This is a genomic window from Bacillus tequilensis, assembly GCF_012225885.1.
Classification (GTDB): domain Bacteria; phylum Bacillota; class Bacilli; order Bacillales; family Bacillaceae; genus Bacillus; species Bacillus tequilensis.
In genome coordinates this window covers 3,228,204-3,253,994 of sequence record NZ_CP048852.1, presented here as the reverse complement: position 1 = coordinate 3,253,994, position 25,791 = coordinate 3,228,204, and the positions used below count along the sequence as shown (strand labels likewise).

21 protein-coding genes and 1 riboswitch are annotated in these 25,791 nt (G+C 45.6%); of the genes, 15 read left to right on the top strand and 6 right to left on the bottom strand.

Going from position 1 to position 25,791, the window contains the following annotated elements; all coding sequences use genetic code 11:
- Positions 1 to 121: 121 nt before the first annotated feature.
- From G4P54_RS17225 to G4P54_RS17190, 8 genes are all read left to right on the top strand, one after another.
- Entirely contained in the window at positions 122 to 2,230 is a 2,109-nt protein-coding gene (locus tag G4P54_RS17225; RefSeq protein ID WP_167873337.1) for a heavy metal translocating P-type ATPase, read from the top strand.
- Between the two features lie 119 nt (positions 2,231 to 2,349).
- Positions 2,350 to 3,018 (top strand): disulfide bond formation protein BdbD, encoded by a 669-nt coding sequence (bdbD, locus tag G4P54_RS17220; RefSeq protein ID WP_024713533.1) that lies wholly within the window; start codon positions 2,350 to 2,352, stop codon positions 3,016 to 3,018.
- Between the two features lie 4 nt (positions 3,019 to 3,022).
- Positions 3,023 to 3,439, top strand: coding sequence for a disulfide oxidoreductase (locus G4P54_RS17215; RefSeq protein WP_024713534.1), 417 nt, complete (start codon positions 3,023 to 3,025; stop codon positions 3,437 to 3,439).
- 177 nt (positions 3,440 to 3,616) lie between these two features.
- The gene (locus G4P54_RS17210; RefSeq protein WP_024713535.1) at positions 3,617 to 4,225 is read left to right on the top strand and encodes a trimeric intracellular cation channel family protein; all 609 of its coding nucleotides are present in this window, start codon (positions 3,617 to 3,619) and stop codon (positions 4,223 to 4,225) included.
- Positions 4,226 to 4,415: 190 nt separating this feature from the next.
- Positions 4,416 to 6,740 carry an RNA polymerase recycling motor HelD gene (gene helD, locus G4P54_RS17205; RefSeq protein ID WP_167873336.1) on the top strand — a complete coding sequence of 775 codons (2,325 nt, stop codon included), beginning with the start codon at positions 4,416 to 4,418 and terminating at the stop codon, positions 6,738 to 6,740.
- 170 nt (positions 6,741 to 6,910) lie between these two features.
- Complete coding sequence (locus G4P54_RS17200; protein WP_167873335.1) at positions 6,911 to 8,725, top strand: assimilatory sulfite reductase (NADPH) flavoprotein subunit; 1,815 nt, start codon at positions 6,911 to 6,913, stop codon at positions 8,723 to 8,725.
- A gap of 25 nt (positions 8,726 to 8,750) precedes the next feature.
- Positions 8,751 to 10,466, top strand: coding sequence for an assimilatory sulfite reductase (NADPH) hemoprotein subunit (gene cysI / locus G4P54_RS17195; RefSeq protein WP_024713538.1), 1,716 nt, complete (start codon positions 8,751 to 8,753; stop codon positions 10,464 to 10,466).
- A 235-nt stretch (positions 10,467 to 10,701) separates the two neighbouring features.
- The gene (locus G4P54_RS17190) at positions 10,702 to 12,714 is read left to right on the top strand and encodes a Na+/H+ antiporter (RefSeq protein ID WP_024713539.1); all 2,013 of its coding nucleotides are present in this window, start codon (positions 10,702 to 10,704) and stop codon (positions 12,712 to 12,714) included.
- A 43-nt stretch (positions 12,715 to 12,757) separates the two neighbouring features.
- Here G4P54_RS17190 and yvgO read toward each other — a convergent pair whose 3' ends face one another.
- Positions 12,758 to 13,243: a stress response protein YvgO gene (gene yvgO / locus G4P54_RS17185; RefSeq protein WP_167873334.1), complete on the bottom strand. Its 486-nt coding sequence runs from the start codon at positions 13,241 to 13,243 to the stop codon at positions 12,758 to 12,760.
- 220 nt (positions 13,244 to 13,463) lie between these two features.
- Between yvgO and pgoN the strand changes: the two genes are divergently transcribed.
- The gene (gene pgoN / locus G4P54_RS17180) at positions 13,464 to 14,294 is read left to right on the top strand and encodes a glyoxal/methylglyoxal reductase (protein WP_167873333.1); all 831 of its coding nucleotides are present in this window, start codon (positions 13,464 to 13,466) and stop codon (positions 14,292 to 14,294) included.
- A 29-nt stretch (positions 14,295 to 14,323) separates the two neighbouring features.
- On the opposite strand, the gene modB is transcribed toward pgoN, so the two are convergent.
- Entirely contained in the window at positions 14,324 to 15,013 is a 690-nt protein-coding gene (gene modB, locus G4P54_RS17175) for a molybdate ABC transporter permease subunit (protein ID WP_167873332.1), read from the bottom strand.
- Positions 14,985 to 15,767: a molybdate ABC transporter substrate-binding protein gene (gene modA / locus G4P54_RS17170; RefSeq protein WP_167873331.1), complete on the bottom strand. Its 783-nt coding sequence runs from the start codon at positions 15,765 to 15,767 to the stop codon at positions 14,985 to 14,987. Before modA ends, modB begins: the two co-directional genes overlap by 29 nt.
- Positions 15,768 to 15,873: 106 nt before the next feature.
- Here modA and G4P54_RS17165 point away from each other — a divergent pair, with 106 nt between their 5' ends.
- A complete protein-coding gene (locus G4P54_RS17165) occupies positions 15,874 to 16,800 on the top strand; it encodes a substrate-binding domain-containing protein (protein WP_167873905.1) in 927 nt (308 codons plus the stop codon).
- Positions 16,801 to 16,827: 27 nt separating this feature from the next.
- On the opposite strand, the gene G4P54_RS17160 is transcribed toward G4P54_RS17165, so the two are convergent.
- Together G4P54_RS17160 and G4P54_RS17155 are read right to left on the bottom strand one after the other, a co-directional pair.
- On the bottom strand, positions 16,828 to 18,681 hold the full coding sequence (locus G4P54_RS17160; RefSeq protein WP_167873330.1) for an LTA synthase family protein: 1,854 nt from the start codon (positions 18,679 to 18,681) through the stop codon (positions 16,828 to 16,830).
- Between the two features lie 97 nt (positions 18,682 to 18,778).
- Complete coding sequence (locus G4P54_RS17155) at positions 18,779 to 19,261, bottom strand: metal-dependent hydrolase (protein ID WP_024713546.1); 483 nt, start codon at positions 19,259 to 19,261, stop codon at positions 18,779 to 18,781.
- Positions 19,262 to 19,426: 165 nt separating this feature from the next.
- Between G4P54_RS17155 and sspJ the strand changes: the two genes are divergently transcribed.
- Together sspJ and G4P54_RS17145 are read left to right on the top strand one after the other, a co-directional pair.
- On the top strand, positions 19,427 to 19,564 hold the full coding sequence (gene sspJ / locus G4P54_RS17150; protein ID WP_167873329.1) for a small acid-soluble spore protein SspJ: 138 nt from the start codon (positions 19,427 to 19,429) through the stop codon (positions 19,562 to 19,564).
- A 119-nt stretch (positions 19,565 to 19,683) separates the two neighbouring features.
- A riboswitch (Lysine riboswitch) is annotated at positions 19,684 to 19,863 on the top strand.
- Between the two features lie 103 nt (positions 19,864 to 19,966).
- Positions 19,967 to 21,376 carry an amino acid permease gene (locus tag G4P54_RS17145; protein ID WP_024713548.1) on the top strand — a complete coding sequence of 470 codons (1,410 nt, stop codon included), beginning with the start codon at positions 19,967 to 19,969 and terminating at the stop codon, positions 21,374 to 21,376.
- Positions 21,377 to 21,590: 214 nt separating this feature from the next.
- Here the strand turns inward: G4P54_RS17145 and G4P54_RS17140 are convergent, their stop codons facing one another.
- Positions 21,591 to 22,538, bottom strand: a complete 948-nt coding sequence (locus G4P54_RS17140) for an iron-hydroxamate ABC transporter substrate-binding protein (RefSeq protein ID WP_167873328.1) — start codon at positions 22,536 to 22,538, stop codon at positions 21,591 to 21,593.
- A gap of 203 nt (positions 22,539 to 22,741) precedes the next feature.
- Here G4P54_RS17140 and G4P54_RS17135 point away from each other — a divergent pair, with 203 nt between their 5' ends.
- The 3 genes from G4P54_RS17135 to G4P54_RS17125 are packed head-to-tail and all read left to right on the top strand — an operon-like array spanning position 22,742 to position 25,623.
- Positions 22,742 to 23,788 (top strand): FecCD family ABC transporter permease, encoded by a 1,047-nt coding sequence (locus tag G4P54_RS17135; protein WP_024713550.1) that lies wholly within the window; start codon positions 22,742 to 22,744, stop codon positions 23,786 to 23,788.
- Entirely contained in the window at positions 23,788 to 24,798 is a 1,011-nt protein-coding gene (locus G4P54_RS17130) for a FecCD family ABC transporter permease (RefSeq protein ID WP_167873327.1), read from the top strand. The genes G4P54_RS17135 and G4P54_RS17130 overlap by 1 nt, the downstream gene beginning before the upstream one ends.
- Before the next feature lie 15 nt (positions 24,799 to 24,813).
- Positions 24,814 to 25,623, top strand: a complete 810-nt coding sequence (locus G4P54_RS17125; protein ID WP_024713552.1) for an ABC transporter ATP-binding protein — start codon at positions 24,814 to 24,816, stop codon at positions 25,621 to 25,623.
- Positions 25,624 to 25,791 lie beyond the last annotated feature (168 nt).

Sequence of the window (25,791 nt, the reverse complement as noted above, 5' to 3'; positions counted from 1 at the left end):
CTTTATTGGAAAACGGCATATAATAAACGTAACCTATATATGAGTATGTGCTCATATATAAAAATTCACTATATCATTCATTGATACGCTTTGAAGAGGGAACCCTAAATCGGAAGGTAAGGTGAGACTAGTGAAACAGGAATACGTTCTGGACGGTTTGGATTGCAGCAATTGTGCCCAAAAAATCGAAAATGGGGTCAAAGGCATAAAAGGCATTGACGGATGCGCGGTTAACTTTGCGGCAAGCACCCTGACTGTCTCAGCCGATGGAAAAGAAGAGCAATGGGTCACCGATAAGGTGGAGAAAAAAGTGAAATCGATTGATCCCCATGTAACAGTTCGTCAAAAGTATAAAAAGAAATCAGCTGATGACGGCTATCGCAAAAGAATGATCAATATGCTGATCAGAATGGCGGCGGCTGTCATTCTCGGAGCAGCGGCATATTTCGTTCATTCCGGAACCGTGGAATTTTTGCTTTTCTTCGTTGCTTACTTGATCATCGGCGGTGACATTGTCATCCGTGCAGTCAAAAACATCAGCCGCGGTCAGGTGTTTGACGAGCATTTCTTAATGGCTCTTGCCACAATCGGCGCTTTTCTGATTCAGCAATACCCTGAGGGCGTTGCCGTTATGCTCTTTTATCAAATTGGTGAGCTTTTTCAAGGAGCGGCGGTCAGCCGGTCCAGAAAATCAATCAGTGCGTTAATGGATATACGGCCTGATTACGCCAATGTGAAAACAGAGAACGGCATTGAACTGGTTTCTCCGGAGGACGTACAGATTGGAGACATCATTGTGGTCAATCCGGGAGAAAGCATACCGCTGGACGGAAAGGTTATCCAGGGATCAGCGATGGTTGATACGTCTGCTTTGACAGGTGAATCCGTGCCGCGAAAAGCTGCAGAAGGACAAGAGGTCATGTCAGGCTTTATCAATCAAAACGGCGTTTTGCATATTGAAGTTACCAAAGGCTATCAGGAATCGGCAGTATCGAAAATATTAGATTTGGTTCAGAATGCGAGCAGCCGTAAAGCCCGTACGGAAAACTTTATCACGAAGTTTGCGAAGTATTATACACCTGCTGTTGTCATCATCGCGGTGTTGCTGGCCTTTGTCCCGCCGCTTATGATTTCTGGCGCCGCACTTTCCGATTGGGTCTACCGGGCGCTTATTTTCTTAGTGATTTCCTGTCCGTGTGCGCTCGTTGTTTCTATACCGCTCGGTTTCTTCGGCGGAATCGGCGCAGCCTCAAAGGCCGGCGTGCTTGTGAAGGGCAGCAATTATTTAGAGGCCTTAAATCAAGTCAAATACGCGGTGTTTGATAAAACAGGGACATTAACAAAAGGCAGCTTTGAAGTGACAGAAATCAAACCTGCGGAAGGATTTACAAAGGACAGATTACTTGAAGCAGCGGCATACGCTGAGCTTCATTCCCAGCATCCAATTGCCGAATCTGTGCGTAAAGCTTACGGGAAAATGCTTTCCTCAGACGCGATTGAGTCATATGAGGAAATATCCGGCCACGGCATTATTGCAAAAGTAAACGGCACAGACATTCTTGCCGGGAATAAAAAGCTCATGGAAAGAGAGCAGATTGAGGGTGTCCCGGATGAAAATGCCGGAACAATTGTACACGTTGCTGTTGATCAACGCTATGCCGGAGCAATCGTCATAGCGGATGAAGTAAAGGAAGACGCGGCACAGGCGATGGCTGATCTGAAGTCGCTTGGAATCAAACAGACAGTGATGCTGACTGGCGATTCGAAACAAACGGGGGAAGCTGTCGGAAAACAGCTTGGCATTGACGATGTATATGCGGAGCTGCTGCCGCAGGATAAGGTCGCACGAGTCGAAGCATTGGAAGCCAAGCTTTTGCCAAATGAAAAACTCATTTTTGTCGGTGACGGCATCAATGATACGCCGGTGCTTGCGCGCGCGGATATCGGAGCAGCCATGGGAGGCCTTGGCTCAGACGCCGCGGTAGAAGCTGCAGACGTCGTGCTGATGACAGATCAGCCATCAAAAGTAGCTGAAGCAATTCGGATTGCGAAACGGACACGGCGAATTGTATGGCAAAACATCAGCTTTGCTTTAGGTGTAAAAGCGATCTTTCTCATTCTCGGGGCATTCGGAATTGCGACTATGTGGGAAGCGGTCTTCTCAGATGTCGGCGTTACCCTGCTCGCAGTGGCGAACGCCATGCGCGTCATGCGTATCAAAAACGGATAAATTGTCGGAGAGAATTCATTTTTTCGGGGTTTTCTTATTGTCGCTTGTCTTGTTAAAATAAAGAAGTTGGTCAATTGTGGCCCGCTTCTTTTTTAATTTTAAAACGATGAGGTGTCGGAGTGAAAAAGAAACAGCAGTCTTCTGTGAAATTCGCGGTTATCCTTACGGTTGTGGTTGTTGTCTTGCTAGCAGCCATTGTCATCATTAATAACAAAACGGAACAAGGCAATGAAGCGGTTTCCGAACAGCCGTCTATTAAAGGCCAGCCTGTGCTCGGCAAGGATGATGCGCCGGTAACAGTAGTAGAATTCGGAGATTACAAATGTCCGTCTTGTAAGATGTTTAACAGTGACATCTTCCCAAAGATCCAAAAAGACTTTATTGATAAGGGCGATGTGAAATTTTCATTCGTGAACGTCATGTTACATGGAAAAGGTTCAAGATTAGCGGCTCTTGCATCAGAAGAAGTATGGAAGGAAGACCCCGACTCTTTCTGGGCATTCCATGAAAAGCTGTTCGAAAAACAGCCGGACACAGAACAGGAATGGGTAACCCCAGCGGTTCTCGGTGATCTTGCCAAAAGCACCACAAAGGTAAAACCTGAGACACTCAAGGACAATCTTGATAAGGAGACATTCGCTTCTCAAGTGGAAAAGGACACGAACCTTAATCAAAAAATGAATGTGAACGCAACCCCGACGATTTACGTAAATGATAAAGTGATCAAACATTTTGCGGATTATAATGAAATCAAAGAAACAATAGAAAAAGAGCTGAAAGGGAAGTAATTATATGAAAAATAGAATCGTATTTTTATATGCTTCCTGGGTTGTCGCTCTTGTCGCTATGCTTGGCAGCCTGTATTTCAGTGAAATCAGAAAGTTCATCCCCTGTGAACTGTGCTGGTATCAGCGCATTCTCATGTATCCGCTCGTTCTGATTTTAGGCATCGCCACCTTTCAAGGAGACACACGCGTGAAAAAATATGTGCTTCCGATGGCGATTATCGGAGCATTTATTTCAACAATGCACTACTTAGAGCAAAAAGTGCCCGGCTTTACCGGCATTAAGCCGTGTGTAAGCGGCGTGCCATGCTCAGGCCAATATATTAACTGGTTTGGTTTTATAACCATTCCATTTCTGGCCCTGATTGCTTTTATCCTGATTATCATTTTTATGTGTCTGCTGAAAGGCGAAAAATCTGAATAACTAAAAAGCGCCCGCGTATGCCGGGCGCTTTTTGTAATCTCCATGCTTAATAGCGTTTGGTGCACTCCCTCAAAATTTATCTTTTTTATCGTGAAAATGTTATTGATTTTACGCTTGAGCGATTATAAAATCTAGAGGTCGTCAGAAAATTTAACAAACATAAAGGGAGTCATCAGAATGGCTTGGGAGCTGCTCAGTGTGATTGGCATCATTGCGTTTGCGGTCAGCGGTGCAATTGTTGCGATGGAAGAGGAATATGATATTTTAGGAGTTTATATATTAGGGATTGTCACAGCTTTTGGAGGAGGAGCGATCCGCAATTTGCTGATCGGTGTTCCCGTGTCAGCATTATGGGAGCAGGGCGCGTACTTTCAAATCGCCCTCGTCTCCATTACGATTGTGTTTCTGTTTCCGAAGCTGCTATTAAAGCATTGGAACAAGTGGGGCAATTTATCTGATGCGATCGGTCTCGCAGCCTTCGCTATCCAAGGTGCGCTGTATGCCGTCAAAATGGGACATCCGCTTAGCGCCGTCATCGTAGCTGCGGTGCTGACTGGAAGCGGCGGCGGGATCATCCGCGATCTTCTTGCCGGACGAAAGCCGCTTGTGCTGAAAGCAGAAATTTATGCGGTCTGGGCGGCTCTCGGCGGATTAATCGTCGGCTTGGGCTGGCTTGGAAACTCGTTTGGCTTGTACGTTCTGTTTTTCGTGCTCGTTGTGTGCCGCGTTTGTTCTTATATGTTTAAGTGGAAGCTGCCAAACCGTTCTTTTCGTTTAGATAACTAATATTAAAAAACCGATTTCAAATCGAAATCGGTTTTTTGGCATATAAATAACCCAAATCTTGATTGATATGGGGTGAATGTGGTAAGATAAATTGTATTTGCCTATTTTATCATATATTGGTTATATGTATCCAATTATATTTTACAGTATTTCGTCTGTGTTTGTCAACTATTTTCTGGAGGTGCCGTTCATGAATCAGCAGGATAAGGAATGGAAGGAAGAGCAGTCAAGAATAGATGAGGTGCTGCACGAGCTCGGCAAAAAGGAGCGGTTTCTGGAAACGTCTGCGGGCGGGTTAAAGCAAGATATTATCGGATTAAGAAAAAGCTTTTGGGAGGATGTTACGGTTAATGTTGATGATGCTCATGAAGCGGTTGAAACGATGGCGAGCATTAAGCAGCAGGCAGAGCTGCTGTCTGATCGGGAACGGAATCATCGGCGTATGGATCAGCAGCTCAAACGAATTCATCAATTAAAAGCATCGCCTTATTTCGGCCGGATTGATTTTATTGAAAACGGCGAAAAGCAGGCAGAGCGAATTTATATTGGTTTAGCCTCTTGTATGGATGAGAAGGAGGAACACTTTCTGATCTATGACTGGAGGGCGCCGATATCAAGTATGTACTATAATTATTCCCCAGGAAAAGCAGAGTACGAAGTGCCCGGTGAAACGATAGAAGGAGAAATGGTGCTGAAACGCCAGTTTATCATTAAAAACGGCACTCTCAAGGCGATGTTTAATACTGATATGACGATCGGCGATGAAATGTTGCAGGAGGCATTAAGCCATCACTCTAATACCCAAATGAAAAACATCGTGTCTACGATTCAGAAAGAACAAAATCAGATTATCCGTAATGAAAAAAGCAAATTCCTGATCGTGCAGGGAGCGGCTGGCAGTGGAAAAACATCGGCAGCGCTTCAGCGTGTCGCTTATTTGTTATACAGGCACCGCGGCGTCATTGATGCCGGACAAATCGTTTTATTTTCTCCCAACTTTTTATTTAACAGTTATGTCTCCTCTGTTTTGCCAGAGTTAGGAGAAGAGAACATGGAGCAGGCGACGTTTCAGGAATATATTGAGCTTCGGCTTGGCCGTAAGTTCCAATGTGAAAGCCCCTTTGACCAGCTTGAATACTGCTTGGCTGAAACAAAAGATGGCGGTTTTCCAACAAGGCTTGCGGGAATTACATGGAAGGCGGGCTTATCTTTTCAGCAATTCATTGATGAATACGTCGCGCGACTGTCCTCTAGTGGGATGATCTTTAAAAATATCGTTTTCCGCGGACAAAAACTGATCACAAAGGAACAAATCCAAGCCTATTTTTACTCACTGGATCAAGGCCAATCCATTCCAAACCGGATGGAGCAAACGGCGAGGTGGCTGCTGAATGAGCTGAATAAGTTTGAGAAAAAGGAACGGCGCAAGGATTGGGTTGTCCAAGAAGCTGAGCTGCTCGACAAAGAGGATTACCTGGACGTGTACAAAAAGCTTCAGGATAGGAAACGGTTCAGTGAGAGTACCTTTAACGATTATCAAAGAGAGCAGCAGCTGCTTGCGTCAATCATTGTAAAAAAGGCTTTCACACCGCTCAAACAGGCGGTCAAATTTCTTGCTTTTCTTGATATGAAACAGCTGTATCTGCAATTGTTTTCTGGCTGGGGAGGGAAATTCCAGCATGAGAAGACGGCGGAAATAGGAGAGCAGACCCGATCGGCATTTGCGGAAAATCAATTGCTCTATGAGGATGCGGCGCCGTTTCTTTATATGCAGGATTTGATGGAAGGCAGAAAGAAAAATACGAAGATCAAACATCTTTTTATCGACGAAGCTCAGGACTATTCGCCGTTTCAGATGGCGTACATGAGAAGCATTTTTCCGGCTGCCAGCATGACAGTGCTCGGTGATATCAATCAGTCGATCTATGCCCATGCCATAGATGGCGCAAAGCGTATGGATGCTTCTTTTGAAGGTGAGCCGGCTGAATATGTTCGCTTGAAGAGAACGTACAGATCGACAAGACAGATTGTCGAGTTAACAAAAGCGATGCTTCAGGACGGAGCGGACATTGAACCTTTTAACAGGAACGGGGAAGTCCCTCGCGTTTTTCAAACTGAAGGGCGTGAGGACCTTTGTCAAAAGCTTGTGAAAGAAATTGAGCGGCTCAAGCAGCAGGGGCATGAAACGATAGCCGTCATTTGCAAGACGGCGCGGCAGTGCATACAGGCGCATGCTCACATAAGCGAATATATAGATGTTCGGCTGATCCATAAAGAAAATCAAACATTCCAAAAGGGAGTTTGTGTTATCCCGGTGTATTTAGCAAAGGGTATTGAGTTTGACGCAGTACTTGTCTATGATGTGGCAGAAGAACATTATCAAACAGAGCACGACCGCAGGCTGTTATACACTGCCTGCACCCGTGCGATGCATACGCTGACAATGTTTTATACAGGTAAGGCAAGTCCGTTTGCAGCGGCTGTGCCGCCTCATTTATATCAAAATGCGGATTGAAGAGAAGGGATTCCTTCTCTTTTTTCTATTTAGGTGAAACTTTGCGGTTTTATCATTAGGATTATTAATAGTTATCATCATGTAAATATATTTTACTTAAACCTAGTATTCCGGTAAAGTTCAATTAGATGCAATTTTCGATCAGTTTATAACTTTGTGAGGTGGATACGTTGCAACTTCAGGTAATGAACAGTCCGTTTAATCAGGAGCAGGCAGAGCTCCTTAACCGCCTTCTGCCAACCTTGACCGAATCTCAGAAAATCTGGCTGAGCGGATATTTATCCGCGCAATCAGTTTCCGCCCAAGAAACTGTAGGGGTGACATCGGCTGTGTCTTCAGAAGCAGCGGCACCGTCCGTTTCAAAAGAAGTGACCGTTCTTTACGGTTCACAGACGGGAAACGCACAGGGGCTTGCAGAGAATGCCGGCAAGCAGCTTGAACAGCGCGGTTTTCAAGTGACCGTCTCATCCATGAGCGATTTTAAACCGAATCAGCTGAAGAAAATAAACAATCTTTTGATCGTCGTCAGTACGCACGGTGAAGGCGATCCTCCTGATAACGCGCTGTCGTTTCATGAATTTCTTCATGGAAGAAGGGCGCCTAAGCTTGAAGATCTTCGTTTTTCCGTTTTGGCGCTTGGTGACAGCTCGTACGAATTTTTCTGCCAGACAGGAAAAGAATTTGATCAGCGCTTAGAAGAACTCGGGGGAACTCGGATTTCTCCGCGCGTTGATTGCGATCTTGACTACGATGAGCCGGCAGCCGAATGGCTTGAGAGCGTACTAGAGGGTTTAAGTAAAGCGGGGGGCGGCAACGCCGCGCCTGCGCCGGCAGCTGCACCTCAAACCGGTGAGTCTTCCTATTCCAGAACAAACCCGTTTCGGGCTGAAGTGTTAGAAAATCTGAATTTGAACGGCCGCGGATCAAATAAAGAAACACGCCATGTGGAGCTGTCTCTTGAAGGATCTGGCCTGACATACGAGCCTGGTGACAGCCTCGGCGTCTATCCGGAAAACGATCCGGAGCTTGTCGAGCTGCTGCTTAAGGAAATGAATTGGGACCCTGAAGAAATTGTGACGCTTAATAAGCAAGGCGATGTCCGTCCGCTGAAAGAAGCGCTGATTTCTTACTATGAGATTACCGTTCTCACAAAACCGCTTCTTGAACAGGCGGCCCAGCTGACGGGAAGCGCTGAGCTTAGAGAGCTTTTAGCCCCGGGGAACGAGGATCATGTAAAAGCATATATGGAAGGACGCGATGTCCTTGACCTTATTCGTGATTATGGCCCGTTCAGCGTATCGGCGCAGGAGTTTGTCTCGATTTTGCGAAAAATGCCGGCGCGCCTCTATTCGATTGCGAGCAGTTTATCCGCAAATCCGGATGAGGTGCATGTAACGATCGGCGCAGTCCGCTATGATGCGCACGGCCGTGAACGAAAAGGCGTCTGCTCGATTTTATGCGCGGAACGTCTGCAGCCGGGAGATACACTTCCGGTTTATGTTCAGCACAATCAAAACTTTAAGCTTCCGAAAGATCCAGAAACACCGATTATCATGGTCGGCCCAGGGACAGGCGTCGCGCCGTTCCGTTCCTTTATGCAGGAGCGTGAGGAGTCTGGAGCGGAAGGAAAAGCATGGATGTTCTTTGGCGATCAGCACTTTGTCACGGACTTCCTTTACCAGACAGAGTGGCAGAAGTGGCTCAAAGACGGTGTGCTGACAAAAATGGATGTAGCGTTCTCACGTGATACGGAAGAAAAAGTGTATGTGCAGCACCGCATGCTTGAACAGAGCGCAGAATTGTTCGAATGGCTTCAAGACGGTGCGGCTGTATATATTTGCGGTGATGAAAAGCATATGGCGCATGACGTCCACAACACATTGCTTGACATTATAGAGAAGGAAGGCAATATGAGCCGCGAAGAAGCGGAAGCTTATCTTGCCGATATGCAGCAGCAAAAACGCTATCAGCGTGATGTATACTGATTTGACTTGAAAGGAGTTTTTCAACATGGTGACCAAAATCTTAAAAGCACCGGACGGCCCTCCAAGTGATGTTGAACGCATTAAAGAAGAAAGTGATTATTTGCGAGGCACACTGAAAGAAGTCATGCAGGATCGGATCAGTTCCGGAATTCCGGATGATGACAACCGTCTGATGAAACACCACGGCAGTTATTTGCAGGATGACCGCGACCTCCGCAATGAACGCCAAAAGCAAAAGCTTGAACCGGCATATCAGTTCATGCTGCGCGTGCGTATGCCAGGAGGGGTTTCAACGCCTGAGCAATGGCTGGTCATGGATGACCTTTCTCAGAAATACGGGAACGGCACACTAAAATTGACGACACGTGAAACGTTCCAAATGCACGGCATTCTGAAATGGAACATGAAAAAAACCATTCAGACGATCCACTCAGCTCTTTTGGATACGATCGCAGCCTGCGGAGACGTAAACCGTAACGTCATGTGCGCATCAAATCCTTATCAGTCTGAAATTCATTCAGAGGTATACGAGTGGTCTAAAAAATTAAGTGATGATCTGCTGCCGCGTACGAGAGCATATCACGAAATTTGGCTTGATGAGGAAAGAGTGGCCGGCACGCCGGAGGAAGAAGTCGAGCCAATGTACGGGCCGCTCTATCTGCCTCGGAAATTTAAAATCGGTATTGCCGTTCCGCCGTCTAATGATATTGACGTCTTTTCACAAGATCTCGGATTCATTGCGATTGTCGAAAATGGCAAGCTGATCGGTTTTAACGTGGCCATCGGCGGCGGTATGGGAATGACGCATGGCGACACAGCGACTTACCCGCAATTAGCCAAGGTCATCGGATTCTGCCGGCCTGAGCAAATGTATGACGTTGCTGAAAAAACGATTACGATTCAGCGCGATTACGGAAACCGTTCTGTCCGCAAAAATGCGCGGTTTAAATACACGGTTGACCGCCTCGGTTTAGATACCGTAAAAGAAGAATTGGAAAACCGTCTCGGCTGGAGCCTGGAAGAAGCGAAGCCGTATCATTTCGATCATAACGGCGACCGCTACGGCTGGGTGGAAGGCATTGAGGATAAATGGCATTTCACGCTGTTTGTCGAAGGCGGCCGTATAACGGATTACGATGATTATAAGCTGATGACAGGTTTGCGGGAAATCGCCAAAGTTCATACAGGTGAGTTCCGTCTGACAGCCAATCAGAACTTGATTATCGCGAACGTCTCAAGTGAGAAAAAAGCTGAAATCAGCGCGTTAATCGAGCAATACGGACTAACTGACGGAAAGCATCATTCAGCGCTCCGCCGCAGCTCTATGGCGTGCGTCGCTCTTCCGACCTGCGGATTGGCAATGGCTGAAGCGGAACGTTATTTGCCGACCCTTTTGGATAAGATTGAAGAGATTATTGACGAAAACGGCCTTCGTGAACAGGAAATCACCATTCGCATGACAGGGTGCCCGAACGGGTGTGCACGCCATGCGCTCGGTGAGATCGGATTTATCGGAAAGGCGCCGGGCAAATATAACATGTATCTAGGCGCGGCATTTGATGGAAGCCGTTTAAGCAAAATGTACCGTGAAAACATCGGTGAAGCAGAGATTTTAAGCGAGCTGCGCGTCCTTCTTTCCCGCTATGCGAAAGAACGCGAGGAAGGCGAGCACTTCGGTGACTTTGTCATCCGAGCCGGTATCATGAAAGCAACGACTGATGGCACGAATTTTCATAATTGATACAGTAAGTCGAGAGGCAGGGAATAGCTCCCTGTCTCTTTTTTCTGTAATTTGCTCTGCGGCAAAAAAGTTCACTATGAGCATATCATGAGAAATAATACCCTAAAAAGGGTACTATAAAAGAAGATAAGTATAGCGAATCACATTCGGCATGAAAGGCCATCCCAGCCTCCGCTTCTTTTACACAAGCAGATCCATGGGCACTACAAACACAACAACGAAGGAGGTCATGCATTTGGACATATTTTTAGTTGTTCTTGTTTTATTAACGATTATTGCGATATCCAATATCGTGAACCGTTTTATTCCATTTATTCCGGTGCCTCTGATTCAAGTGGCGCTTGGAATAGTAGCAGCCTCGTTTCCACAGGGGCTTCATTTTGAATTAAACACCGAATTGTTTTTTGTTCTGTTTATCGCGCCTCTTCTATTTAATGATGGAAAGAGGACACCGCGGGCGGAGCTTTGGAATTTAAGAGCCCCGATTTTATTGCTTGCACTCGGTCTTGTATTTGCGACTGTGATTGTTGGAGGCTACACGATTCACTGGATGATTCCTGGTATTCCGCTGGCAGCGGCATTTGGACTTGCGGCCATTCTTTCACCGACTGATGTCGTCGCTGTCAGCGCATTATCAGGAAGAGTGAAAATGCCAAAAGGAATTCTTCGCCTGCTTGAAGGGGAGGGGCTGATGAATGACGCATCAGGTCTGGTGGCCTTTAAATTTGCGATTGCGGCAGCTGTGACCGGTGCATTTTCATTAGCGCATGCGGCCGTCAGCTTTGTCTTTATTTCTCTCGGAGGCTTGCTGTGCGGGGTTGTCATTTCGTTCTTGATTATTCGTTTTCGTCTCTTACTGCGCCGTCTTGGTATGCAGGATGTCACGATGCATATGCTGATTCAAATTCTGACACCGTTCGTGATTTATTTGGGAGCGGAAGAAATTGGCGTTTCGGGCATTTTAGCCGTTGTGGCTGGAGGGATCACCCATGCGGTTGAACAGGATCGTCTGGAATCAACGATGGTCAAACTGCAAATCGTCTCATCAAGTACGTGGAACATTATTTTATTTATTTTGAATGGTCTGGTTTTCGTAATCCTCGGGACCCAGATTCCGGACGTCATTTCTGTCATTTTTAACGACACCGCCATCAGCAACATGAAGGTGATCGGTTATATCCTAGTCATTACATTTACGTTAATGCTCCTCAGATTTCTGTGGGTGCTGTTCTTCTGGAACGGCAAGTGGTTCTTTAATAAGGATCAAAACATCTATAAACCGGGGCTTCGTTCGACGCTGTTAATTTCGATTTCCGGTGTGCGTGGAGCAGTAACGCTTGCGGGTTCTTTCTCTATTCCGTATTTTCTGGAAGACGGCACACCGTTTCCGGAAAGAAATCTGATTCTCTTTTTAGCAGCCGGCGTCATTTTATGCACCCTTGTCATTGCCGCCGTTGTCCTGCCGATTCTGACTGAAAAAGAAGAAGAGGACGAGGAACGAAATAAGAAGCTGCTGACGGCGAGACGTAAATTGATCAAAACAGCTCTCCAAACGATTAAAGAGGATATGAATGAGACGAACAAAACGGCCTCTCTTGCGGTCATAGCTGAATACAATGAAAAAATGAAAAATCTTCGTTTTCAGCAATATACATCGACTAATCGTATCAAAAAACATGAGCGAAAGATTCGTGCGCAAGGGGTTAAGGCTGAGCAAGAGGCACTGATGAAAATGCTGGAGCGGGGAGATATTCCGGAAGAAACGGCAAATGCGCTGCAAGAACGATTTAATGAATTGGAACTTTTGTATGCCAACCCGTTTAAAGTCGGATTATCAAAAACAAGGCTCAAGCGGCTGATGTATTGGATCTTCTTCGGCGAACATAAAAAGCCGGAGATGTCGATTTTAAATGAAGTTGGATTGATACGGGCAACGAGAGTGAAAACGGCGAAAGCAGCGATAGAATACTTGGAAAAACATAAGACGGAAGAACATAAAGAAGTGTTTGTATCTGCCATTTCGTTTTATAGACAGTTAATTTTCAGGCTGGAGCACAGCTATCATGAGCTGAAATCAAACGCCCATTTTGAAAATCAGAAGCTGGAAGTGAAGCTGAAGGCTGTACAGGCGATCAGAAACGAAATTCAAACGCTCTTTGAGGAGCGGGAAATATCCAGGGACATCTCCCATGAGCTTCGCCAATACATTAATGATGTAGAAGCCGCCATGCTTGAAGGCGGCGAATAGATGCAGGAAAAAAGCTGGCGCCAAAACGCCAGCTTTTTTCTTATTAAGGACGATGAAATTCGACGGTGCTGCCATCCCGGTCGAACCAGCCTCTGAAGGCCCAGTTGATCCAGCCGCCATCCCCTTTGTTTGTAAAGGTTCCGTCTTCAAATACCCAAATGCCGTACGTAATGCCGTCATAAACGGCTGAGCCGTAAAATTGCACACCGTTTAAGTGATCCTCATATTCCTGGCTCAAATTAAACACCATGACGTTGTATTTTTGGCCGGACGCGTAGAAGGAAGACTCCATGAGGTTTTTCACAAACCCATCTCGGTTCTGTGCGGATTTAATGGCGTCGGAAATCTGATTGGCGATGCCAAGCACATCAAGGTCTACATTGAGACCGACCTCAGTCGCAGATGCTCGGGCTGTTGTGGTCTGCGAGATCTTTGGAGCTGGTTTTTCTTCAGCGGAAGCAAAGGATAGAGGGGCAATGGTCAAAGCGGCACCAAGCGCAAGTGTCATTGGGATACGAATACGTTTCAAGTTGTTTCCTCCTTTGTTTTTTTGGTTACACCCATCGATTACCCTGCTTATTTTCTTCTTAATCTCAATTTTGTTAAAATAGGAAAAAAATAGTACGTCGGTTTGCATGTGCTGTGAAAAAAGCAGCACAAGAGGGCTTTAAGCGTATTATTGGTATCGGCTTGAAGGAGTGTGAGATAATATAAAATGCTTACATTTCAATGAAAGGGTGGATGTTCAAGTGCCAAAAAGTTTAAAAGATACTGTAAAGCTACATAACGGAGTGGAAATGCCTTGGTTCGGCCTTGGTGTTTTTAAAGTAGAAAACGGAAGTGAAGCGACTGAATCAGTGAAAGCGGCGATTAAAAACGGCTATCGCAGCATCGATACAGCGGCTGTCTACCAAAATGAAGAAGGCGTTGGCATCGGGATTAAAGAATCCGGTGTGGCAAGAGAAGAGCTGTTCATTACATCAAAAGTATGGAATGAAGATCAAGGCTATGAAACAACGCTTGCTGCCTTTGAAAAAAGCCTGGAAAGACTTCAGCTTGATTACTTAGATCTCTATTTAATTCACTGGCCTGGCAAGGATAAATATAAAGATACGTGGCGCGCGCTAGAAAAGCTGTATAAAGACGGCAAAATCCGCGCCATCGGTGTCAGCAACTTCCAGGTTCATCATTTGGAAGAGCTGTTGAAGGATGCCGAAATCAAACCGATGGTGAACCAAGTGGAATTTCACCCTCGTCTCACACAAAAAGAAGTAAGAGATTACTGCAAAGCGAACGGCATCCAAATGGAAGCATGGTCTCCGCTTATGCAGGGACAGCTTTTGGATAACGAAGTGATTGCACAGATTGCAGAAAAACACAATAAATCTGTGGCTCAAGTCATCTTGCGTTGGGATCTTCAGCACGAAGTGATCACAATTCCAAAATCCATTAAAGAACACCGCATTATCGAAAACGCTGATATTTTTGATTTCGAATTGTCTCAGGAAGACATGGACAAAATCGACGCGTTAAATAAAGATGAGCGTGTCGGTCCAGATCCGGACGAACTCTTGTTTTAATTAAAAACTCCCCGTACAGGGGAGTTTTTTTAGTGTGTCTTTTTCTGAATAAATAACAGCATCACAAAGGATATGACAACAATACAGACGACCCACGCCCAGGCAAGGGTATTGTTGCCGGAATCCAATGCGACGTAAATAGCCGTCGGCAGCGTTTGCGTAACACCGGGGATGTTCCCTGCAAACATCAGTGTTGCGCCAAATTCTCCGAGCGCCCGCGCGAGGCTGAGGATGCTTCCGGTCAGCAATGAAGGATAGGCGAGCGGGACGGAAATATAGATAAATACCTTCCACCTGCTTGCGCCGTCTACCATGGCCGCGCCCTGTATATCGGGATCAATGTCAGCAAATCCGGTTTTGGCTGATTGATACATAAGCGGAAAAGCCACAACAGCCGAGGCGATCACAGCGGCCCACCAAGTGAAAATGACAGGCTGCTGAAAGAGCCATTCAATCGCTTGTCCGATGAAACTGTGCTTTCCGAATATAACAATCAAGATAAAACCGACAACTGTAGGCGGAAGAACGAGCGGAAGCATAAAAAATGTTTCGAGCACCGTTTTTCCGAAAAATGATGCCCGGGACATCCATGCTCCAGCCAATGTGCCGAGAATAATGACAGCAATACCGGCAGCTGCCGCCACCTGAAAGGAAAGCATAACAGGTGTGAAAAACTCTGAAGCGCTTATGCTACTTGGCAGTAAAGCCATATTTCTCAAATACTTTCATTGCTTCATCAGATTGCAGGTAATCGTAAAATTCCTTCGCTTCCTTACGGTGTTTTGTATCTTTTACAATCCCTAACGGATAGACAATCGGGCTGTGTGTATCTGCTTTTGCCTCGTCAATGATGTTGACCTTTTTAGAAATCAGTGCATCAGTTTTATAAACAACGCCTGCGTCTACATTGCCGGTTTCAACATAAGAAAGAACTTGGCGAACGTCTTTCCCGTAAACGATCTTATCCTTCACTTTGTCCCATAGAGACAGCTTTGTCAGCGATTCTTTCCCATAGGCCCCCGCCGGTACGGATTCCGGCGTGCCGAGGGCGATTTTTTCTGAATCAGCCAGATTGCTGAAGCCAGTCACAGGCGAATCTTCGTTTTTCGGTACGATCAGCACAATTTCATTGCCGACTAAATCAGTGCTGTCTTTTTTTGCGATATCCCCGTCATCCACCAGCTTTTGAAATTTATCCTCAGCGGCTGAGAAGAACAGATCTGCTCCTGCTCCTTGTGAAATCTGCTTTTGCAAGGCGCCGGATGAGCCATAGTTGTCTTGGATTGTCATGTTTTGATGTTCTTTTTCAAAATTCTTTTGGATTTCCTCAAGCGCATCTTGGGCGCTGGCGGCAGCTGAGATGGTTAACGTTACTTGTTTCTCGCTATCTGTTGAGGATTGGTTTGCAGAGCAGCCTGCTGCAAGCAGAAAAGCGGTTAAGGCTGCTGTTAACATGGAATACTTTCTAAACATGATTGCACCCCTTATAATTAGTTATAACTAATTATAACTGATTATGTTTGGTTTATGTGGGTTCTTTTGCATTGAAAAGGTATAATGAAATAGGAGAGTGATGATGATGAATGAAACCTCTTCCTATACGATAGAAGAAGTTGCAGGTTTGCTGAAGGTATCAAAGCTGACTGTTTATGATCTGATTAAAAAAGGCGTGCTGCCTGCTTACCGTGTCGGCAGGCAAATGCGTGTGGACGACGAAGATTTAAAGCAATATAAGACGAATATGAGAATGTCTCAGCCTATTGCTGCTGCTGAAGAGCCGAGAAAGCGGCAGGAGGCGGAGACAGACGGCAGATCGAATGTCATGATCAGCGGACAGGACATTTCGATGGATCTGCTCAGCAAGCATTTGGAGAATGCCATTCAGGAGACGCCGCTCCGCAAATATAAAGGAAGCTTAAACAGCCTGATTGATATGTTTCAAGGCAGATGCGACATTGTCAGCCTGCATTTGTACGATGCGGAAACGGGCCAATATAATGCACCTTATGTAAAACGGATTTTGTCAGGCGAACCATTTTGTCTCATCAACGCCGTTCTTCGCAAAGCAGGACTGTATGTGCAAAAAGGGAATCCGAAAAACATTCAAGGCTGGGAAGACTTAAAAAGAACTGATATCCGAATCATCAACAGAGAAAAAGGTTCTGGCGCAAGAGTGCTCCTTGATGAACAGCTTGGCTTGCTTGGTGTGAATTCGGCTGATGTAATGGGATACAGCGACATTGTGACCGATCATTACGCTGTCGCCTCACAAGTCTCAAGCGGACAGGCTGACGCGGGTATTGGAGCGCAGCACGCTGCACATATGGGCAGTGTAGATTTTATCCCGCTCATTGATGAACAATATGATATCGTCGTTTTGAAAAAACATGAACAGCTGCTGAAGGCTGTGAAGGAGATCTTGAACTCCGAGGAATATAAAGCGAATCTGTCTCATTTAAATGGCTATCAAACAAGGCTGACAGGCAAAGTGCTGCTGGAAACGTAAAAAATCCCTCTGGAAAGAGGGATTCTTTTATTCAGAAAACCTAAACAGGTCACCGTTTAAAATTTTATCAGAGAGAGACAGTTCTTCGTTTGCTTTCTCCTTAAAAGGAATACACGCATCCTGATCTTCCAGCACTTCGCCTGTTTTTTGGCTGTAGCACGTGTTTTTTGTGTATACATAGTCGTTCGTAATAAAGCTGCCGTTTCTCAGCACGGCGAATGGGGTGCGGTCATTTGACAGCAAATCATTGCCGAATTGAACATCGCCTTTTGTATCAATGCCGAGCAGATGCATCAGTGTCGGCCTGACATCGACCTGTCCTCCGGCATCAGAGATGATTTCCGGCTTTTGATCTGTTATTCCCGGGATATGTATAATCAACGGCACGCGCTGGAGCTGAATGTTGTCATACGGCGTGATTTCTTTTTTTCCTAAAAACTCGGCCATCGCCTCGTTATGGGCTTCTGAAATCCCGTAATGATCTCCCATAAATACAATCATCGAATTGTCGTATAAGCCTTCGTCCTTCAGTTTTTTGATGAAATGCTTCAATGCCTCATCTTCGTAGCGCACCGTGGTCACATAGCGGTTTAACAGGTTGCTGCTTGAATCAAATTCATCTATGAGCTGATCCTTTTCATCAATCTCAAACGGAAAATGATTCGTTAACGTGATGAAACTGCTGTAGAACGGCTGCGGCAGGCTTTTCAGCTTTCCGGCGGCCTGCTCTAAAAATTCCTTATCCTTTAAGCCCCAGTTTGTCGATGTGCCGGGAGTGACATGGAAATCATCAACATCAAAAAAACGGTCAATCCCAAATGTATCGTACATCACATCTCTGTTCCAAAATGTTTTATGGTTGGCGTGAAAGACGGCTGAATAATAATCATGTTGCTTGAGCGATTTGTACATCGTGTGAAATTGATGGTCGCTTTTCGTGAAAAAGACGGCTCCGCTAAGGGAAGGATACAGCGAGTTAGCGACGATGAATTCTGAATCAGATGTTTTGCCTTGTTCAGTTTGCTGATAGAAATAATCAAAGAAATAGCTTTTTTTGATCAGATCGTTCATAAACGGGGTAATTTCTTTTCCGTTTACCTTTTCATTCAGGACAAAGCTTTGGGTCGATTCAAGCGTCACAAAGATGACATTGCGCCCCTTTGCCAGCCCGAATTTGCTTTGGTCAGGCTTGCTGTAATCGGCCTCTGTGTAGTTTTTAACCGCAGTCATGCTGTCTTCATCTGCGAATGCTTTCGCGCTCATATTAACAGTCTGAGAAATCGTATCGTAGAGATGGAACTGAAACAGACCGATGCTTTTGACGAGCATTTCCCTGTCGAAGGAATGTGCCAAAAGCTTCGGCTGCTGTACTTCAGCAAGTGCCAAAGTGCATAAAATCATGCCGCAGGAAACTGCATAATACCGTTTGATCGTGCGGGGGGCGGCTTTTGTCCGCGGGTGTCTCTCTTTTCGGGCAAGCCATAAAAGAAAAAACAAATCCGCAAACAGGGCGATAAACAGAGGATTGAACAGCTCTTTTACACTGCTGCCCATATCGCTCATATTACTGGCCTGAAACAAAACCGGGATGGTGATAAAATCGATATAAAAGCCGTAAAAAATCGTGTTGGAGATCAAGATGACCGTCAGAACCAAATTGGCAATCAGCAAAAAGACCTGCTGCTTGTTTTCTTTCAAAAGCAGGCCGATCCCGAATAAAGGAAGGATAAAGCTGAGCGGATTGATCAGCAGCATCACTTCTTCTAACAGAGAATCGGTCTGCAAATCAAAACCGAGTTTATAGATCGCATATGTTTTGATCCACATCAATACGATCGAAAAACATAAAAACCGCTGATTGTGAAAAAAGGTTCCTTTCATCAATATGACCCCTCACGTTTCTTGATCATCTGCATGAAATGCTTCTTATGTAAACCTACTAAAAACAGCCCGTTCAGACAAGTATTCGCATTCATGTTTAAAACATGCGTGCATGGAACAGCATATAAAAATAATAACATGAAGCGATTGTCAGGCCGGCCAGCACCAGCTGCTCAGAAAAACTGCCTGTCTTCATATATAAGGGGAGCCGTACGCGGATCGTTGAAGGGAACAATAATTTAATGCCGTTCACCGTCCAAGCGTCGAGAATCAAATGGCTCGCCATTCCGATCATCAGCCCGGTGGATATGTTTTGATTTGGAATATATGTTGTTGTGATCAAAAACATAATGAGCAGAAACAGCAGGCTGTGTGTAAAAGTTCGGTGGCCAAAAACAGAGCTGACCACTTTCGATAAAATAGGAAATCTTCTCCCTATTTTGCTTTGCGTATGGCAGATATCGGGTATCAAAGCCCCAACCGCGCCTGACGCAGCCATAAGCACTGGATCAAATCCATAATAATAAGCCGCTGCCGTACAAGAAGCGATGCCTCCCATGATGTGTGTTTTTCCAGTCATTTCACGCTTCTCCTTTTATCTTTTGCAAAAATCTCTGAATTACAAATATATCAAGAGAATGTATGTTTGATCAACAGGACTTTTGATGATAAAAATGTCGTGCATAATTTTTAAAGGAAAAAGGCATCTTAAACATGTACCTATTTTCTAAAAGAGGTGATTCGAATGGGTTTCTTTAATAAAGAAAAAGGAAAACGTTCTGATAAAGAAAAAAACGTAATCCAAGGAGCTCTTGAAGATGCTGGTTCAGCCCTAAAAGATGATCCGCTTCAAGAAGCTGTGCAAAAAAAGAAAAATAATTGATAACCACATGCGGATAGGGCCTTGCTCTATCCGTATTTTCCATCTGTTCCCTTTGACAGATCATTCTTTCTTTGATAACCTTCTGGGAGTAACTGAATATTTAAATCCTCACTCTTTCTCAGTGAGGTAGAGGTTGCGCGGATGATGAGTCACACATGCCAGGCTGACAGGAGCTGTTAAACATGTGTAAAAGGCATCAGCGCCGAAGTGTGGAGAAAGCCGATCCTTCTCTATGCTGGGACTGTATCTGAATAAGTGCAGGACTGCCGCGTGCTTTTTCGCGGAGGGCTATCCGGAGATCAAGGGTGTGTGTTTCTTTAAGCATGGACTTTTGTTCAGGCTTTTTTTGCGTTTATATGATCTCGGGGTCTGGTCCGTACAAAGAATCATGGAGGTACTGAAATGGAACAGACGAAAAAATGGGGTTTTTGGTTATTAACGGCGTTTGTCGTTGGAAATATGGTTGGATCAGGAATTTTCTCCTTGCCGAGCTCGCTTGCTTCAATCGCGAGTCCGTTCGGCGCTATATCCGCCTGGCTTTTGACAGGTGCCGGCGTGCTGATGATTGCACTTGTTTTCGGGCATTTGTCCATTCGCAAGCCTGAGCTGACAGCGGGGCCGCAAAGTTATGCAAGAGCGCTGTTCGCTGATCCGAAGAAAGGGAACGCCGCCGGTTTCACAATGGTGTGGGGCTACTGGGTGGCGAGCTGGATCAGTAACGTGGCGATCATTACGAGTCTCGCCGGTTACTTGACTTCGTTCTTCCCGATTTTGGTTGATAAACGTGAAATGTTTTCGATCGGCGGGCAAGAGGTGACACTCGGCCAATTGCTGACGTTTGCAGTATGTACGATCTTGTTATGGGGAACGCACACGATTCTTGTTGCAAGCATTAACGGTGCAAGTAAATTGAACTTTGTCACAACGCTTTCTAAAGTACTAGGCTTTGTCTTCTTTATCGTTGCTGGGTTGTTTGTGTTTCAAACGGCATTATTCGGTCATTTTTATTTCCCGATTCAAGGAGAAAACGGCACAAGCATTGGAATTGGCGGCCAGGTGCATAACGCCGCGATTTCTACACTGTGGGCGTTTGTCGGAATTGAATCGGCGGTAATCCTATCCGGCCGTGCGCGTTCTCAGCGTGATGTGAAACGTGCGACAATTACCGGGCTGCTGATTGCCTTAAGCATTTATATTATTGTCACTTTAATTACGATGGGTGTTCTGCCGCATGATAAGCTTGTCGGCTCTGAAAAACCGTTCGTTGATGTACTGTATGCGATTGTTGGAAACGCGGGAAGCGTAATTATGGCGCTTTTGGCTATCCTTTGCTTATTCGGAACGATGCTCGGCTGGATTTTGCTTGGCTCTGAGGTTCCATACCAAGCTGCTAAAGCAGGAGATTTCCCGGCATTCTTTGCGAAAACGAATAAAAAAGGAAGCCCGGTTAACGCATTAGTGATTACAAATGTGATGTCACAGGTCTTCATTTTCTCGGTTATTTCCCGGACAATAAGTGACGCATTTACATTTTTAACGACAGCGGCAACGCTTGCGTATCTCATTCCGTATTTGGTATCAGCGATCTACAGCTTGAAGCTTGTGATCAAGGGCGAAACGTATGACCAGCTGAAAGGCTCCCGTCTAAAAGACGGATTGATTGCGATTTTAGCATGTGTATACTCCTTGTTTGTTATCGTAACAGGCACAGCGGATTTAACAACATTTATTCTCGGCATCGGTTTATTCTTTGTCGGCTTGATCGTTTATCCATTTGTGATTAAAAAGTTCCAGAAAGAAAAACAAGCATAAAACAAAAAAGACACCTGAGCTTTGCCAGGTGTCTTTTTTATTGAAATAACAATGGCTGACAGAAAAGCTGAAATAGATAATCGCATACGCAAAAATGTTTTTTCAGCCTTTCCGGCAAATCAAACAGAATGAGCGCTAAGATGAATACCGAAAGCGCATGTATCGATCTGCTGATGAGACAGCTCCATATGAATAGTCTATGCGGCTTTTCGGTTTATTTTGTTAAGCTTTCCGTAATAAACTTCAGTTGGCCTTCTAATGAAATCGGGTCTGTGAAATAGAAGCCAATCGGGTCAATCTTATAGACATGGCCATTTTTAACGGCGCTAAGGTTCTTCCAAATAGAGCTGTCAAATACGCCGCCATCATCACCGCCTGATTGCCATGGGCCTGCGAAAATATAATCCCCGGCGAAGTCAGGGAGCTTTTCTAATGAAATACTTGTATATCCAGGGCCCTGGTCAATGGCTTTTTCTTTTGTGAGCTTTGTGGCCTGCAGGCCGAGATCTTTGTAAATAATGCTTCCGCCTCTTCCGAAATCTTTACCGAATACGTAAATGTCTTTTCCGTTCGATTGCATGATGGAAATGGTTTTGTCACCGACGGCTTTTTTGATGTTTGTTTTAGCTGCCGCAACTTTTTTATCCCACTCAGCCAGCCATTTTTCGGCTTTATCTTCGGTTCCCGTCATTTTTGCGAATTCTTTCAGCTGTTCGATGTTGTTGAGCTTATCGTATTTTACCGCGACGGTCGGCGCGATCTTTTCAAGCTTTTTAATATCAGCGCCTTGGGTTGTCCAGACGATAATCAAATCAGGGTTCAAATCAATGACTTTTTCAACGGAAGTGCCGTCTCCGATGTTTGTGACACCGTCTGTTTTTCCTTTATAGTAAGGATTTTTAAATACATTCTCAGGCGCACCGACGACGTTGATGCCCAGTGTTTTGAAGTAGCCGTAGTAGCCGTCCGCCATGACAACCACCCGTTTAGGATGCTTAGGGATTTTTACATTCCCGTTTTCAGCCTTGTATGTAAAGGTTCCTTCGCCTTTTGAGCTAGAGGAAGAGCCTTTGCTTTCTGAGTTATTCCCGCAGGCTGCCAGCGCTGCAATCAATAGCAGGGCAAAAAACGCGGCTCCGATTTTCTTGTATATAGGGGTCATATCTCATACCTTCTTTCTGAAAAATGATGATAAAGAGAATCATTATCAATATAATTATACCATCGAGAGTGTTAGTTGGCATGATATTTTTGCGATGATATTCTCATTTTTGTTCAAAACGATCTATTACATCAGCAGAAAAAAGTGATATACTGGAACAACAATTGATAATCATTATCATTATCGGAAAGGAAGTACGGCTGTTGAGTCATAAGAAATATAGCCAGACTACATCAGAAGACATCCAATGGACGTCAAGGTCATATAGCGCGGTCATCGTCCTTATTGCAGGGATATGCTTGCTAGGCTTTGGCGCGCTTTTATCCATATCTCTCGGTGCAGCAGATATTCATTTGCGCACCATATGGGACGCCATTTTTCATTTTCAGCCGACTGAAACGTCCCACCAAATCATACACGACCTTCGGCTGCCGAGAACGGCTGCAGCCGCGCTTGTCGGCGCTTTATTAGCAGTGTCGGGGGCGATTATGCAGGGGATGACGAGAAATCCTTTGGCAGAGCCTTCGATTATGGGCGTTACATCTGGCTCCGCGTTTGCCATCTCGATTGCATTTGCCTTTTTTCCAGGGCTTTCTGCGATGGGGCTTGTACTATGGTCCTTTGCAGGAGCTGGGCTGGGGGCATCAACGGTAATGGGCATCGGCATGTTTGCAAGAGGCGGACTTACGCCTGTAAAGCTTGCGCTCGCGGGAACAGCAGTCACTTATTTCTTTACGGGGGTTTCAACCGCTGTTGCAATTCGCTTTGATGTCGCTCAGGATATCAGCTTTTGGTACGCAGGCGGTGTAGCGGGTGTGAAATGGTCGGGTGTCCACCTTTTGCTTCTCGCAGGGGCTGTCGGTTTAACGCTTGCTTTTATCATCGCCCGGTCGGTGACAGTGCTGAGTCTCGGTGACGAGCTGGCGAAAGGGCTTGGACAATATACATCAGCGGTGAAGGCAGTTGGCATGCTTGTCGTTGTGATTTTGACGGGAGCTGCGGTATCAATTGCCGGCACCATCGCATTTATCGGACTGATCATTCCCCATATTACCCGGTTTTTAGTCGGTGTGGATTATCGCTGGATCATTCCTTGCTCGGCGGTGCTTGGCGCTGTTCTGCTTGTGTTTGCTGATATTGCGGCAAGACTTGTAAACGCGCCCTTTGAAACGCCTGTCGGCGCGCTGACCTCTCTCATCGGCGTTCCCTTTTTCTTTTATTTGGCACGCCGTGAAAGGAGAGGGCTGTAATGAAAACAAAAACAAAAAAACCGCTCGTTGTGATGGCTGTAACCTTTCTGCTCATCGTGCTGGTCTTTTTTATCAGCTTGAATGCGGGCGTTATCAAAATTGCGCCGCTTAAAACGCTTCAGGTCTTCTTCGGCCAAGGAACGGCGCGTGATGAACTGGTTTTATTTGAGTTCAGGCTGCCCCGAATCATCCTTTCCTTGCTCGTTGGGGCAGGGATCGCTGTTGCCGGAGCCATTTTGCAAAGCGTGTCTCAAAATGATCTGGCTGAACCGGGTATTCTCGGAATTAACGCCGGCGGCTCACTAGCAGTTGTGCTTTTCATTTACTTTTTTCAAGGATCAGCTTCAGATCTCGGTTTTTTCGGAACATTTATGCTGCCATTCAGTGCTTTGGCAGGCGCAATCCTCGCCGCATTTCTGATCTATCTTCTGGCTTGGAAGAAAGGCGTGACACCGATTCGGCTGATTTTAGTCGGCATTGGCGTGAATGCCGGATTTAACGCCCTGCTGCTGATTTTTCAGCTCAAGATGGACCCTCATGATTTTATGCAAGCTGCGGTTTGGATATCCGGCTCGATCTGGGGGGCAAACTGGAATATGATCTGGGCGATCCTCCCTTGGATTGTGATCTTGCTGCCGTTTACTTTATATAAGGCACGCTATTTGAATATTTTGCAGCTTGGAGACCAATTAGCGACAGGGCTGGGCACTGCTGTTGAAAGGGAAAGACGGATTCTTCTTCTGGCAGCGGTCACTCTTGCCGCTTCATGTGTGGCAGCTGCAGGGGGCATCGCGTTTCTAGGATTGATTGCGCCCCACGTGGCAAGAAGGCTTACTGGACCTCGTCACCAGACGCTGATACCGGTCTCCGCCTTCATTGGCGCATTTCTGTTTTTGCTCGCTGATACGCTTGCGAGGAATGTATTGGCACCGTCAGAAATTCCGGTCGGGCTTGTCATTTCCGTGTTAGGTGCGCCTTACTTTATATATTTATTGATGAAAACGAATTAGAGGAGGGGGCCGAATATGCATTCATTAACAACCGATCAGCTTGGAATTGGTTATGGCGACAGGGTGATTGTTGAGGATTTAAATATTTCGATTCCTAAAGGGAAAATCACCACCTTAATTGGCCCGAACGGCTGCGGGAAATCAACGATTTTAAAAACAATGTCGAGAATCATGCGTTCGCATACAGGCGCCGTCTATTTAAACGGCAAAGCCATTCATAAAATGTCTACAAAGGACATTGCGAAAGATATGGCGATTCTTCCGCAGACACCTGAAGCGCCGAACGGTTTAACTGTGTCTGAATTGGTGTCGTACGGCAGGTTTCCGCATCAATCAGGATTTGGCAGATTACATGATGAAGATCGCCGGATTATCAAATGGGCGCTTGAAGAAACAGGCATGGCCGAATTCGCTGAACGGCCGATTGAGGCACTTTCAGGCGGACAGCGTCAGCGTGTATGGATAGCCATGGCGCTTGCGCAAGGGACTGAGCTGCTGCTGCTGGATGAACCTACAACGTATCTTGATCTCGCCCACCAGCTTGAAATTCTGCAGCTGCTTGACAGACTCAACAAAGAGCAGGGGCGGACGATATTAATGGTCATTCATGACCTTAACCATGCGGCCCGTTTTTCTCATTATATGATCGCACTCAAAAAAGGCACGGTCATCAAGGAAGGCACCGCACTGGAGGTCATGACACCGGACATTCTGAAGCAGGTATTTCAGATTGATGCCGAGATTGTGACTGATCCGCGTACAAATAAACCTGTATGTTTGACTTATGACCTGATTAAAAATGACAAAACGCTAGTTTCTGTGTAAGAAAAATCCCGGTTCAGAGCCGGGATTTTTTTATTTTTGTCTGCGAAAATACAATTTTACTATTTGGTTCCATTATTTCAAGAAATAGATTGAAAGTCTTTTTGAATTAATAGATAATATCGGTAGAATGTTTCGTAAATATTACATATTTTACAGAAAGAGGAGATC